This is a genomic window from Deinococcus sp. HSC-46F16, assembly GCF_024171495.1.
In the GTDB taxonomy this organism is placed as follows: domain Bacteria; phylum Deinococcota; class Deinococci; order Deinococcales; family Deinococcaceae; genus Deinococcus.
In genome coordinates this window covers 154,791-167,152 of sequence record NZ_JALJZW010000002.1, presented here as the reverse complement: position 1 = coordinate 167,152, position 12,362 = coordinate 154,791, and the positions used below count along the sequence as shown (strand labels likewise).

At 72.9% G+C, this 12,362-nt stretch carries 11 protein-coding genes and 2 tRNA genes; 5 read left to right on the top strand and 8 right to left on the bottom strand.

Annotated elements, in window-relative coordinates:
• Nucleotides 1-10 precede the first annotated feature (10 nt).
• The gene (locus tag L1280_RS06140; RefSeq protein WP_371922883.1) at nt 11-1,252 is read right to left on the bottom strand and encodes a TCR/Tet family MFS transporter; all 1,242 of its coding nucleotides are present in this window, start codon (nt 1,250-1,252) and stop codon (nt 11-13) included.
• A 64-nt stretch (nt 1,253-1,316) separates the two neighbouring features.
• Nucleotides 1,317-2,396, bottom strand: a complete 1,080-nt coding sequence (locus L1280_RS06135; RefSeq protein ID WP_253581228.1) for a M20/M25/M40 family metallo-hydrolase — start codon at nt 2,394-2,396, stop codon at nt 1,317-1,319.
• A 36-nt stretch (nt 2,397-2,432) separates the two neighbouring features.
• On the opposite strand from L1280_RS06135, the gene apaG reads away from it, so the two are divergent.
• On the top strand, nt 2,433-2,828 hold the full coding sequence (gene apaG, locus L1280_RS06130) for a Co2+/Mg2+ efflux protein ApaG (protein ID WP_253581227.1): 396 nt from the start codon (nt 2,433-2,435) through the stop codon (nt 2,826-2,828).
• On the opposite strand, the gene L1280_RS06125 is transcribed toward apaG, so the two are convergent.
• From L1280_RS06125 to L1280_RS06110, 4 genes are read right to left on the bottom strand one after another with little or no spacing between them, the layout of a single operon-like run.
• Nucleotides 2,825-3,298: a DUF4262 domain-containing protein gene (locus L1280_RS06125; protein WP_253581226.1), complete on the bottom strand. Its 474-nt coding sequence runs from the start codon at nt 3,296-3,298 to the stop codon at nt 2,825-2,827. The two genes, apaG and L1280_RS06125, sit on opposite strands and share 4 nt — an antisense overlap.
• 33 nt (nt 3,299-3,331) lie before the next feature.
• Nucleotides 3,332-5,056 carry a GAF domain-containing sensor histidine kinase gene (locus L1280_RS06120; RefSeq protein ID WP_253581225.1) on the bottom strand — a complete coding sequence of 575 codons (1,725 nt, stop codon included), beginning with the start codon at nt 5,054-5,056 and terminating at the stop codon, nt 3,332-3,334.
• A 57-nt stretch (nt 5,057-5,113) separates the two neighbouring features.
• Nucleotides 5,114-5,869: a TrmJ/YjtD family RNA methyltransferase gene (locus L1280_RS06115; RefSeq protein WP_253581224.1), complete on the bottom strand. Its 756-nt coding sequence runs from the start codon at nt 5,867-5,869 to the stop codon at nt 5,114-5,116.
• Nucleotides 5,870-5,899: 30 nt separating this feature from the next.
• A complete protein-coding gene (locus L1280_RS06110) occupies nt 5,900-6,721 on the bottom strand; it encodes a GNAT family N-acetyltransferase (RefSeq protein WP_253581223.1) in 822 nt (273 codons plus the stop codon).
• 61 nt (nt 6,722-6,782) lie between these two features.
• On the opposite strand from L1280_RS06110, the gene L1280_RS06105 reads away from it, so the two are divergent.
• Complete coding sequence (locus tag L1280_RS06105; protein ID WP_253581222.1) at nt 6,783-7,493, top strand: alpha/beta fold hydrolase; 711 nt, start codon at nt 6,783-6,785, stop codon at nt 7,491-7,493.
• Here L1280_RS06105 and L1280_RS06100 read toward each other — a convergent pair.
• On the bottom strand, nt 7,477-8,835 hold the full coding sequence (locus L1280_RS06100) for a glycogen synthase (protein WP_253581221.1): 1,359 nt from the start codon (nt 8,833-8,835) through the stop codon (nt 7,477-7,479). The two genes, L1280_RS06105 and L1280_RS06100, sit on opposite strands and share 17 nt — an antisense overlap.
• An 86-nt stretch (nt 8,836-8,921) precedes the next feature.
• Here L1280_RS06100 and L1280_RS06095 point away from each other — a divergent pair.
• The 3 genes from L1280_RS06095 (at nt 8,922) to L1280_RS06085 (ending at nt 11,665) form a co-directional block, all read left to right on the top strand.
• Nucleotides 8,922-8,997, top strand: a tRNA-Ile gene (locus tag L1280_RS06095).
• 11 nt (nt 8,998-9,008) lie between these two features.
• Nucleotides 9,009-9,083: transfer RNA gene (locus L1280_RS06090), tRNA-Val, on the top strand.
• Between the two features lie 98 nt (nt 9,084-9,181).
• A complete protein-coding gene (locus L1280_RS06085; protein ID WP_253581220.1) occupies nt 9,182-11,665 on the top strand; it encodes a hypothetical protein in 2,484 nt (827 codons plus the stop codon).
• Between the two features lie 10 nt (nt 11,666-11,675).
• On the opposite strand, the gene L1280_RS06080 is transcribed toward L1280_RS06085, so the two are convergent.
• Complete coding sequence (locus tag L1280_RS06080) at nt 11,676-12,344, bottom strand: amino acid ABC transporter permease (protein ID WP_253581219.1); 669 nt, start codon at nt 12,342-12,344, stop codon at nt 11,676-11,678.
• Nucleotides 12,345-12,362 lie beyond the last annotated feature (18 nt).

Below are 12,362 nucleotides of genomic sequence, written 5' to 3'. Positions count from 1 at the left end.
GTCTATTGCGTTAACTCTGCTTGCCCGCCCGGCGCAGCACCACGCCCGCCACCACCGTCCCCGCGAGGCTGAACAGCGCCGCCATGTAAAAGGCCGCGCCGGGTTCGTGATACGGGTTGCCGGGCCGGGTAAACGCCGCGAAGACGCTGGTGGCGACGAGCGGCCCGACCACCCCGACGAGGCTCTGCACGCTCGTGAGGGCGCCCTGCACCCGTCCCTGCTCGGTGGGGTCCACCCGGCGGCTGATCAGGCCCTGAATGGACGGCCCCGCGATTCCCGCCAGCGACCCCAGCACGATGGAGGCGTACAGCATGGCGTCCGTCCGCGCGGCACCCAGCAGCAGGTACTGCACGACGCCCAGCAGCAGCCCGGTGATAATGGCCCCGCGCTCGCCCAAGACCCGCACCGCCGTGCCCACCAGCCCCGCCTGCACGACCGCCGAGAGCAGGCCCACCAGCGCGAGCGCCAGCCCGTTCTGGGTCGAACTCCAGTCCAGCACCCGCTCGGTGAACAGCACCCAGGTGCTGAAGATGACCTGCTGCGCCATCCCGATCAGCACGAACGCGGCGGCGAGGTTGCGCACCAGTGGGTAGCGCCCCAGCACGGTCAGCGGCGCGAGGGGATTGAGGCGGATGCGCTCGGGCGTGCCCCGGCGCTCCGGCGGCAGCGACTCGGGCAGGATGAAAAAGCCGTAGGCCGCGTTCAGTAGCGCGAGCACCGCCGCCACCAGGAAGGGCAGCCGCGCGTCCACGTCGCCCAGCACCCCGCCCAGGGCCGGACCCAGGATGAACCCCACTCCGAAGGTGGCTCCCAGCAGCCCGAACGACCGGGCGCGGTTCTCCGGCGCCGTGACGTCCGCCAGGTAGGCGTTCGCCACCGTGATGCTCGCCCCGGTGACCCCGGCGATGACCCGGCCCACAAAGAGCCACCACAGGTTCGGCGCGAAATACAGCAGCAGGTAGTCCAGCCCCAGCCCCAGCAGGCTGAGCAGCAGCACCGGCCGCCGCCCATAGCGGTCCGACAAGGCCCCCAGGATGGGCGCGAAGATGAACTGCATCAGCGCATAGACGGCCGTGAACACGCCCAGCAGCCGCGCCCCCAGCGTGGGATCGCCCGCGAGGTCGCTCACCAGCCCCGGAAAGACCGGGATGATCAGGCCCACCCCCATCACGTCCAGCAGGACGGTCAGGAGGATGAAGGGCAGCGCGGCACGCCGGGCCGGGGCCGGGGAGGGCAGAGGGGGGGAAGTCACCGGCAGATTGTAGGCGCGGGTCTACCGATCGGCCATCCGCCAAAACGCTATGCGGCCGCCGCCATCAGCGCAGGAACTCCTCCCCGCCCTCCAGCCGCCGAATCCACGCCGCGAGGATGTCGGTGCAGGCCTTCACGTCGCGCACGTCCACCATTTCGGAGGGCGAGTGCATGTAGCGGTTCGGGATGCTCACGACCGCCGTGGGGACACCGGAGCGCACCAGCGTCAGGGCGTCGGCGTCGGTGCCGGTGTAGCGCCCGCTCGCGCTGAGGGTGTAGGGGATGCCTTCCTCACGGGCGGCGTCCTGCATCTGGCGCAGGATGGCGGGGCTGGTCATCGGCCCCACGCTGAGGTTGGCCCCCGAGCCGAAGGGCACGGTGCCGTACTTCTTCTCGGACACGCCGGGCTGCCCCGTCTCGTGGGTCACGTCCACCGCCACGCCCGCGACCGGGTTCAGGCGGTGCCCGCTGACGTGCGCCCCGAATACGCCGATTTCCTCCTGGCTGGTGCCCACGGCGACCACCCGGTGTTTCAGCTCTGCGCCCTTCAGCGCCCGCAGGGCTTCGAGCACGATAAAGCCGCCCACCCGGTTGTCCAGCGCCCGGCTGACGATCTTGTCGCCCACCCGGATCGGCCCCTGCTCGATGACGCCGTAGGTGCCCACCGGAACGCGCTGCTGCACCTCCTCCTTGCTCAGGCCCACGTCGATCCAGAGGTCTTCGAGCTTCGAGGCGTTCTTGCGGTCCTCGGGTTCCATCACGTGAATCGCCTTCTTGCCGATCACACCCAAGAGATCGCCGCCCGGCGCGAGCAGGCGGATGCGCTGACCAACGAGCACCTGCGGGTCCCAGCCGCCCACGCCCAGCACGCTGATCAATCCGCCGTCCCCGATGTGCGAGACGATCAGCCCGATCTCGTCGAGGTGGCCCATCAGCGCAATGGTTGGGCCGTCTTCCGGGCCGAGTTCGGCGTACACGTTGCCGTAGTGGTCTTCCGAGACGCGGGCGAAGGTGGACGCCTCCTGCTTCCACACGTCGGCGGCGCGGCGCTCGCAGCCGCTGGGGGCGGCCTCGCGCAGCAGGGCGAACAGGAAGTCCTCGTTGATGGTGGCGGGGGCACTGCTGGTCGGATTGTCCTGGGTCACGCGGCCCAGTCTAGGCTCCCCGGCTATCCTCGCCCCATGAGCCATCCTGCCTACGCCCCGGCCCCCGACGTGCGGGTGGGCGTGGAGGTGAGCTACCTCGCCGCGCATTCGGCGGCGGGGCGGCACCTCTTCGCCTACGTCATCCGTATCGAGAACCACTCGGACGACACCTGGCAACTGCTCGCCCGGCACTGGGACATCGTGGACGGCTCGGGCCGCCACACGGTCGTGGACGGCGAGGGTGTGGTGGGCGAGCAGCCCGTGCTGGCCCCCGGCGGCGTCTTCGTCTACGACTCCTTCGTCACCCTGGAAGACCCGCCCGGCCAGATGAGCGGCCACTACGTGATGCAGGACGCCTGGGGGGTGCGGGCACGGGTGCCGATTCCGGCGTTTGGGCTGGTGGGGGAGGCGGGGGGGCGGACGCTGAACTAGGGGGTGCTCAACAGGGGTTGAAGCTCGCGCCACTCGGGGTTGAAGCCGTCTTGCCAGGGGTACAGTCCCTCTCTATCCGGCCACACGCATTGCAGGGCCTCAAAAGGTTGTTGCCCGTAGAGCCACAGGGCAGTGCCCAGATACTCCATGAAATGGTTCGCCGCGACCTCGACAAAAGCGCAGTGAAGGTCCTCTAGCAGTTCCGCATAGTGTTGACCGTCCTCAAACCGCTGTTGTTCCGCCTTTACAGCATCCCCAATGAGGTTGAGGATTTGATGCATCAGGTCGAGATCGAGTCCCACCATGATGACCTCAGGGTGGCCATAGTTGCCCCACAGACCCAGGGTGAAGGCGAACCCCGGGCCTTCCTCGTCCGCAGGCACTTTGAGGACGGACCAGCCATGCGTTTGAATGCTGCTGAGCAGTTCGCGCTCGAAGTCGTCCTCGGGAGTGGGGAAGGCAAACACCATCTGGCAGTCTGGCATGGCCGCTCTGGCAGGCCCTCACGCCTGCGGCACCTCCGCCTCCACCAGCGTCCCGTGCCCCGGTTCGCTGAGCACGCGGTACTTCCCGCCCCGGCTCTCCACCCGCTCGCGCATCTGCATCAGGCCCAGGCCCCCGGCGCTGCTCACGCGGCCCGACACCTGCTCAGGGTCGAAGCCCGCGCCGTCGTCCTGCACGCGCAGGGTGACCCGGTGGCCCCCGTGCAGGCTGACGGTGACCTCGCGGGCGCGGGCATGCTTGGCGACGTTGTTGAGGCTTTCTTGCAGGATGCGGAACACGACCGCCTCGTCCCCCGGCGCGAGGTGGATATCCCCGGTGACGTTCAGCGTGGTGCGAATGTTGTTCTGCTGCCCGAAGTCCTCGACGTAGCGCCGCACCGTCTCCAGCAGCCCGTAACGCTCAAGGTCGATGGGCCGCAGGGCGAAGATCGAGCGCCGGACTTCCTTGATCTGCTCGCGCAGCAGGACGGTGGCCGCGCGGACCTCCTCCTCGGCCTTGTCCGGTTCGCCCCGCAGTTGCCGGGCCACCACGTCGAGCTTGAGGGCGGCGAAGGCGAGCGACTGCGCCACCCCGTCGTGAATCTCGCGGGCGATGCGGGCGCGTTCGTCGCTGATGGCGAGTTCCTCCGAGTACAGGTAGGCGCGGGCATTGCGCACGCCCAGCGCGGCCTGCGCGGCCAGCAGCGCAAGGAGGGGCAGGCGGGCGTCCTCAAAGGCGCCGGGCCGCTCGTCCCCCAGCACCAGCACGCCCACCAGCCCCTGCTCGTCGCGCATCGGAAAACCCAGGGCGGAGGTCGCGCCGGGGAAGACCTCGGCGGCCTCGGCCTCGGCCGCGACCAGGGGCGTTCCCGCCTCGGCCACCCGCTCCACGAAGGCGGGGGCCAGGGAGCCGCGCCCGCCGCGCTCGCCGGTCCAGTCCTCGGCGTATTCCAGCCGCAGCAGCCCGTCCTGATCGCGCAGGTAGGCGGCCCGCGCCCCCGCCTGCACCCGCTCGGCCATGTTGCGGGTCACGCGGGCGAGGAGACGGCGCATGTTGCGCTCGGCGCGGATGGACTGGTCGACGCTGTAGAGGGTCATCAGGTCCAGGGTGCGCTGCCGGGCGGCCTCCACCCCGGTGGCGACCTCGGCGGCGATGGCCTGCGCGAGGGCCTCGGTCTGGGGCGTCGGGGGGTCCGCGAAATGCAGCGCGAGCGCCCCCCCGCCGGGGATAGGCACCCGCAGCGGGAAGCGGGCCTCTCCAGCGTCCCCCTCGCCCGCCGCCGCCGCGCTGAGGCCCCCCGGCACCGTCAGGGTGGCGTGCGCGGCCCCGGTCGCCCGAACCGCGCCCCGCGCAGCGACCTCGACCACCGCCCCGAGGTCGGGTGCCCCGCTGAGGTCGCGCATCAGTTCCTGCACCGCCTGAAGCTGCCCGTGCGAGGCGCTGAGCTGCGCGTAGGTGGCCCGCAGTTCGAGCTCGGCCCGCTCGCGGGCGCGGGTGCCCTGCGCGATCCACTCCACGCTGAAAAAGGTCACTGCGGGTCCCACCAGCCCGTAGAACAGCAGGTGCGCCCAGATCTCGGCCCGTGGATTCTGAAGGCCCGCGATCAAGAGTTCCACCACCGCCACCACGAGCACGATCAGCGGCGGCAGCACGTTGCGCAGCAGCCGCACCCGGCGCGACAGCGGCCAGTCCCGGGGAGGGGACGTGGGCGGTGCGGCAGGCAGGGAGGCGGGCAACTCGGTCATGGGGACAGTGTAGGGAGGGGGTGGCCCCGCGCTCCGTAATGCCCGGCGCCGTGGGCTTCAGTCCGGAGTGGACCCGTCCGCCGGGGGGGTGACCGTCCCCTCCACCGTGCCGCGCCGCGCCGCATCGCGCACCTTCCACTCCACCTGCCGCAGCAGGCCCCGGAAGAGGCGGCTCTCCGCGCTGCTCATCAGCGAGCGGTCCAGCATCGCCCGCCACAGCCGCAGCGTGTGCCGCGCCCGCACCGCGTCGGTGTAGCCGATCAGGTGCATGGTCTGGTGCAGGTGGCCGTACATCGCCTCCATCTCCTCGCGGGTCGCCGTCTTGCGCTCATTCGCAGGCACCTCGTCCTGCGCCTGCAAGAACTCGTAACACACCAGCAGCACGGCTTGCGCGAGGTTCAGGCTGGCGTAGTCCCCGGTGGGCACCCGCACGGTCACCTGACACTGCTCCAGGTCCGAGTTCACCAGCCCCGTCTCCTCCGGCCCGAACACCAGCGCCGGGGCCGAGGCCGCCCGCACCAGGGGCCGCACCTGCGCGGGGTGCCGGGGAGGGGGCAGGTCCGCGCGAATCCGGGCCGAGGTCCCCACGCTGAGGTCGCGGTCGGCCAGGGCGTCGCGGAGGGTGGGGTAGACGCGGGCTTCGCGCAACAGGTCCGCCGCGTGGACCGCCATCGCCACCGCCTGCGAGTCGAGGTGGTCGCAGCGCGGGGCGACCAGCCGCAGGTCGCGGGCGCCCATGTTCAGCATCGCGCGGGCCGCCGAGCCGATGTTGCCGGGCGTTTTGGGGGAGACGAGCACGACGGCGAGATTCACGGGGAGGATGGTAGCGCGGCGGGAGGGGATTCAGCCCGCCGCATAGATGGCGGTTTCCTCTTCCACCTCCAGTCCCAGCGCGAGGTCGTCGGCCAGCTCCTGCGGCGTGTCGCCCCAGCTCTCCACCCGGATTCGTTCCAGGCCACGTTCCCGCGCCAGGGCACAGACGCCCAGCAGCAGGGCGCGGCGCAGTCCTGTGGCCCGCAGGTCGGGGCGCACGCCCGGCGAGCCAATGTGGGCCTGATCCCCGCTGACCCCGGCCACGCACAGCCCCGCCGCCCGCCCATCCGCGTCCAGTGCGATCAGGCTGAGGGCCGGGTCGGAGCCGCCCGCGCCGTCTTTGGCGTGTTCGGGGGCCGGGGTGTGGTGCCCGATGCGGTCCTGGTAGGTGGCGAGGCCTGCCATACGGGTGGAGAGATCGGGCACGGCCGCGAGGGGCAACAGCCGCAACCCGTCCGGCGTCTGTGCCGATCCGCTCGGCGTGGGGCCGCAGAGCAGGCGGTAGAACCCGGCGACCCGGTAGCCCACCGCCTCCAGCGCGTGCGCCGGGAAAAGGTGAGGCTCCGCAAAGGCGTAGGTGCGCCCCACTGCTTCCAGCGCGATCCGGGCGAGGGCGGTCGCGGCCTCCCCTTGCTCCGGCCCCGGCATCGCCCCACCCATCAATTCCGTCCCGTGGTGCGGACTGGGGCGCAGGCCCAAGGCGCCCACCAGTTTCCCGGCCCCGTCCCGAGCGGCCCAGGCCCCGGCCAATCTGGCGGCCACCGGGCGAAAGTCGTCCTCGGAAGCACCGTACAGCGTGGCGAACTGCGGCAGCAACTCCAGTGGCTGTGCGGGCGTGACCGTGACGGGCATGGGGCAGCCTATCAAGGCCGGCTCAATGGCCCTCCCGCCCCCGGCACCCTAGCCTGACTCCATGACTGGCCCCGCGCCCCGCACTGTCCTGCTCCTCCACGCCTATCCCCTCTCCGCCGCCATGTGGGACGACCAGCGGGCGGCGCTGGAGGCCGAGGGCTTCCGGGTCATTGCCCCCAACCTCCCCGGCTTTGGGGGAGAGGCGGGGGCGATCACCACGTTGGAGGGCGCCGCCCGCGACCTGCTCGGAACGTTGCCGGAGGGCGGGCCGCTCGCCGTGGTGGGCCTGAGCATGGGCGGCTACCTGGCACTGGAGCTGTTGCGGCAGGCCCCGCAGAGGTTCGCCCGCGTGGTGCTGGCCGACACGTCCCTGCGGGCCGACGACCCGGAGAAGACCGAAGACCGCCGCGAGCAGGCCGACCGGGTGGAGGAAGAGGGCCGCGACTTCATCGTGGAGGCTGCCGAGAAGGAGCACTCGCCCGCGACCTTCCGCCGGGTGCGCCCGATGATCGAGTCGGCCTCCCGTGAGGGCATCGCCGGGGCGCTGCGGGCAATGGCGGTGCGGGGCGAGCACCGCGACACCCTGCGCGGGCTGGAGGTGCCCCTCCTCGTGCTGGTGGGCGAGGCCGACGAGATCACGCCCGTGGAACTCGCGCAGGAGATCGCGGACGCGGGGCGCGGCGAGCTGCGGGTCCTGCCGGGGGCCGCCCACCTCTCCAACCTCGACAATCCGGAGGCGTTTAACGCAGCGCTGCTCAAGTTCCTGCGCTGAGCCGCCCGTACAGCTCCAGGTAGTGCCGAGCCGGGTTCTCCCAGCCGAAGTCCAGCTCCATGCCGCGTGCCATGCGGTCTTCCCACTCGGCCCGGTCTTCCCGCGCCCGGCGGGCCTCGGCGCACGCGGCGGTCAGGGCCTGCGGGGTGGCCTCTCCGAACAGGAAGCCCACGTCGCCCGGCACGGTGTCCACCAGCCCCCCGGTCGCCCGCACGACGGGCAGGCTGCCGTAGCGCAGGGCAATCATCTGTGACAGGCCGCACGGCTCGAAGCGGCTGGGCATCGCAAAGGCGTCCGCCCCCGCGTAGATGCGGTGCGCGAGGGGCTCGTTCATGCCCGCCACGAAGGCCACGCGTGGGTGATGGCCCCACCCCGTCAGCGCGGCGGTCAGGAGGGGATCGCCGCCCCCCAGCACGACCACGTTCCACTCACGCACCAGCTCCGGCAGGCCCATCAGCAGCAGGTCCATGCCCTTCTGGTCCGCGAGGCGGCTGACCACCCCCAGAATCGGGGCCGCGTCCAGCCCGAACTCGGCGCGGAGGCGCTCGCCGTTGGGACCTTTCCCCGCCGGGTCACGGAAGGGCACGATGTCGGGGTCGGTCGCCGGGTTCCAGCGGTCCTGATCGAGCCCGTTCAGAATCCCGCTCAGCCGCCCCTCCAGCGTCAGGCGCACGAGCAGGCCGTCGAGCCCCTCGCCGTATTCGGGCGTGGTGATCTCCTGGGCGTAGGTCGGGCTGACGGTGGTCACCGCGTCCGCGAAGGTCAGCCCCGCCTTCATCAGGTTGAGGTCGCCGTGAAACTCCACCCCCTCGGAGGAAAAGGTCCACTCCGGCAGCGCGGTCCACGCGCGGGCCTCGGGCAGATTCCAGCGGCCCTGGTACTGGAGGTTGTGAATGGTAAAGGCGGTGCGGCGGCCCGCCAGATGGGCCTGCGCGACGACCAGCCCCGCCTGCCAGTCGTGGCCGTGCAGCACGTCCGGGCGCAGGCCCAGCGCCTCCAGCACCGGAAGCGCGGCCCGCCCAAAGGCGCAGAAGCGCTCCACGTCGTCCGGGTGGTAGAGGCCGGGGCGGTCAAAGGTGGGCAGCCCCAGGAACAGGAAGCGCACGCCGCCCGCCCGCACCTCGCCCACCCGCACCTCACCCACTCGCACAGGGCCGACGCCGGGCACGTCGCCGCGCCAGACTTCCTGCGGCGTGCCTGCCAGGGCCGCGTACCACGGCGAGAGGACGGTCACCTCGGCTCTCAGCCTGGCCTGCTCGGCCGGGAGGGCCGCCAGCACGTCGCCCAGCCCGCCCGACCGGGAATAGGGGTAGACCTCGGACGCCACGTGCAGGACATGCATGACCCGCACGCTACCACCCCGGCCTGCCCCCAGGTTTGACAAGCGGCGGCCCCCCCCGGTACACTTCCTCTCGCTCGCTGGCCCAAGGGCTCTTAGCTCAACGGTGAGAGCAGTCGGCTCATAACCGATTGGTTGCCGGTTCAAATCCGGCAGGGCCCACCACAAGCTTGTTCGGGCGGTTAGCTCAGCGGTAGAGCACTCGCTTCACACGCGAGGGGTCGTAGGTTCAAATCCTATACCGCCCACCAGACAGAAACCTCGGCTCAGCCGGGGTTTTTTCGTTGACCACGGAGGAGTCGCCGCATCCCGGCGGCCCACGCCCCCCGCCGCCGGGTACGCTGCCTCCATGTCCCTGCTGCTGCTCGCGCTGCTGTTGCTGGGCCTCGCCGTGCTGGTCCGCCTGTCGGCCCTGGGCCGGGAGGTGCGGGGGCTGCGTGCCCGCTTAGAGGCGCTGGAGGCGCAGGTCAGGGCGCGGGTGCCCGTCCCCCCGCCAGCCCCGGCGGTCACCACGGACCCGGAGCCCGTCCCCCCTCCGGCCGCCGCCCCGCCCCCCGTTTGGCCGGAAGATCCGGGTGCAGGAGAAGCGCTCTACCCGGCCCGCACCACTCCCATCCCGTCTCGCACGGTGTTCGCGGTGCTGGGGGCCGGGGTCACGCTGGTGGGAGCCGCGTGGTTCCTCGCGGCGCTGGCCCGCAGCGGCGTCCTGACCCGCGAGGTGCTGTTGGGACTGGCCGCCGCGCTGGCCGTGGCGCTGTACGCGGCGGCGGGGCGGGCCGCGCCGGTCATCGGGGAGGCGATGCGGGGGCTGGGGTATGGGCTGCTCGCCCTGTGCCTGGGGGCGCTGGTGGGAGCGGGGGTGGCCTCGGCGGGCACCGTCCTGGCCGCGATTCTGGCCCTGAGCCTGGCGGTGGCCGTCCACGGGGCCGCGCGGGGGCGGCTGCTGGGCACGGCCACGGCGCTGGCGGGCGCGGGCGTGGCGACCTGGTTGCTGGCCGACAATCTGGGGGAACCGACCTTTGCGGGGCTGGCCGGGCTGGGCATCGCGGGGGCGACGGCCCTCGCGGAGCGGCGGCTGCGGCCAGCGGGAAGCGGCGTGCTGGCCCTCCTCCCCGCGGTGGGCCTGCTGGGCCTGGTCGTCACCACCCAGCTTCATGGGCAAGCAGGGCACCCGCTGCTGTGGGGCGGGCTGCTGCTGGGCGCGGTGTGCGCTGCGCTGGCGGTCGCTCTGCGGACCGAGGAGGTGCGGGCAGAGGAGGAGGGTCCGGCCTCCTCGGTCCCCACGTGGCTCCCGGCTCGCGTCACCCTGGGCGCCGCCGGGGTCTTGCTCGCGGGGCTGGCAGGTGCGGCGCCGCTGCTGAGCGCCCTGAACGGCGGGGCGGGGGCGGCGCGGCCCCCCGTGGTCGCCGCGCTGCTGGGGCTCGGGGCCATCTGCGGGGGGCTGGCGCTGGGGCTGCACCGCCGGGGACCGGGCGCCGCCGCGCTGCGGGACGCGGTGCTGGGCGTCGGCGTGGGCACGCTGGGCGGGGCGCTGGCCTTCGGGCTGGACGGCTGGCGGACCTCCACTCGGCTGCTGGGGCTGGCGTCGGGGGTGGCGCTGCTGGGGGCGGGGCTGCGCTCCCCGGTGTGGCGCGGGGTGGGGGCCACCGGGCTGGGCCTGGTCCTGGCCGACCACTTGGTTAATCCCTGGCCGTCGTCGCCCGTCGTGGCGGCCCTGGCGCTGGGCGGGGGCCTCGTGCTGGGGGGGCGGGCGGGGGCCGTGGTCGCGGGCCTGGCCTCGGTGACGCTGATGCACGGGCTGTCTGTGCCGGGGGGACTGCTGGGGAACCTCGGCGCGGGAACGCGCTTCCTTGCGGCGGCCGGGACCGTCGCCCTGCTCTCGGCGGGGACCCTGGCCCTACACCATTCGGCGCGTTCCCGCTCCGGGTGGGGGCGGCTCGCGGGCACGCTGGTGTGGGGGGCCGTGGCGGGCGGGTCGGTCCTGATTCTGCTGGGCGCGGCCTCCGCGGGGAGCGGCGCGGTGTTCGCGGGGCACAGTCTGCTCGCGGGGGGGCTGCTGTACGCCCTCGCCAGGCTGCACCGGCCGCTGCTCCCCGTCCGGGTGCGGCAGGGGCTGGAGGGGGTGGCCGTGGGGGCCGCCGCCCTGGGCCTCCTGACCGGGCCGGAGCTGGACGGGGCGGGGGAACGCGCCGCTCCCCTCCTCGCGCTGCTCGCGGTGGGGGTCGCGGCGCTGCCGGGCGAGACCCGGCGCTTTTGGCGGGCGTGGCCGGTGCTGGGGGTGGCGCTGCTCGCCAGCGCGGGGGCGATGCTGGAGGGTCCGGCGGCGACCCGCGTGGAGGGGTGGCGTCTGCTGGGGGCCGCCGGGACGGGCGCGGCTCTGGCCCTGCTGGGCACCCCTGGGGGCTGGCGGTGGCTGGTGCGCGGGCCAGACCCGCGCGGCGACCGGGCGCGGGTGGGGCGCCTCCTGAGCCCCCCGCCCGTGCGGGACGTGGTCCTGCCGGCGCTGACCCTGGGGCTGCTCGCGCTCGCGGGCCGCACCGCCGAGTACCTGCTGGGAGGTCAGGGGTCTCTCACGCTGGCCTCCACCGCCGCGCTGCTGGCCGGAGCGGTGGCGCTGCTGGTGCAGGCGCGGGGGCTGCGCCGTCCCCTGCGGTGGTGGGTGGGGCTGGCGGCATTCGGGGTGGGGGCACTGAAGCTGGTCTTGCTGGACGTCAGTGACCTCGGCGGGCTGCTGCGGGGCGCAGCCACGGTCGTGATCGGGCTGCTGCTGCTGGGCATCGGGCAACTCGCCCCCCGCCCGGATGAGGAGGCGGTGCCCGACGGGGCCGACTGAAACCCGCCCGCTACCCCTGGCGGGCCAGTCGGGCCTCCAGCCGCCGCTGGGCCAGCGCCAGCAGGCTGCTGATCAGCCAGTAGATCAGGGCGGCGGCGAGGTAAGGACCGAACGGCTCGAAGGTCCGCGCGATCACCAACTGGGCGCCGCGCAGCAGCTCGACCACCGTGATCACCGACACCAGCGAGGTGTCCTTGACCAGGCCGATCAGCGTGTTGCCCAGGCTGGGCAGCGCCACCCGCGCGGCCTGCGGCAGCACGATCAGCCGCAGGGTCTGCCGCCGACTCAGGCCCAGGCTGGCGGCGGCCTCCCACTGGCCGCGCGGCACGCTGAGAATCGCGGCCCGCATGGTTTCCGAGAGGTAGGCAGCGGCATTCAGGGTCAGGGCCAGCACCCCGCCCACCAGCGGGCTGACCTGCACCCCGAACGCCGGAAGGCCGTAGTACAGCATGAAAATCTGCACCAGCAGGGGCGTGCCGCGCATGAACGACACGTACAGGCCCGCCAGGGTCCGCAGGGGGGCCGGACCCGCGATGCGTGTCAGGGCGACCAGCAGGGCCAGCGGCAACCCCAACAGCATGGCGGCCAGGGCGTAGCCCAGGGTGATGGGAGCCGCCGCCAGCAACGTGGGCAGGGCTTCCCAGGCACTCTGCGCGATCCTCGCCAGGGTCTCGGTCATGGGGCCTCGCCCCCGGCG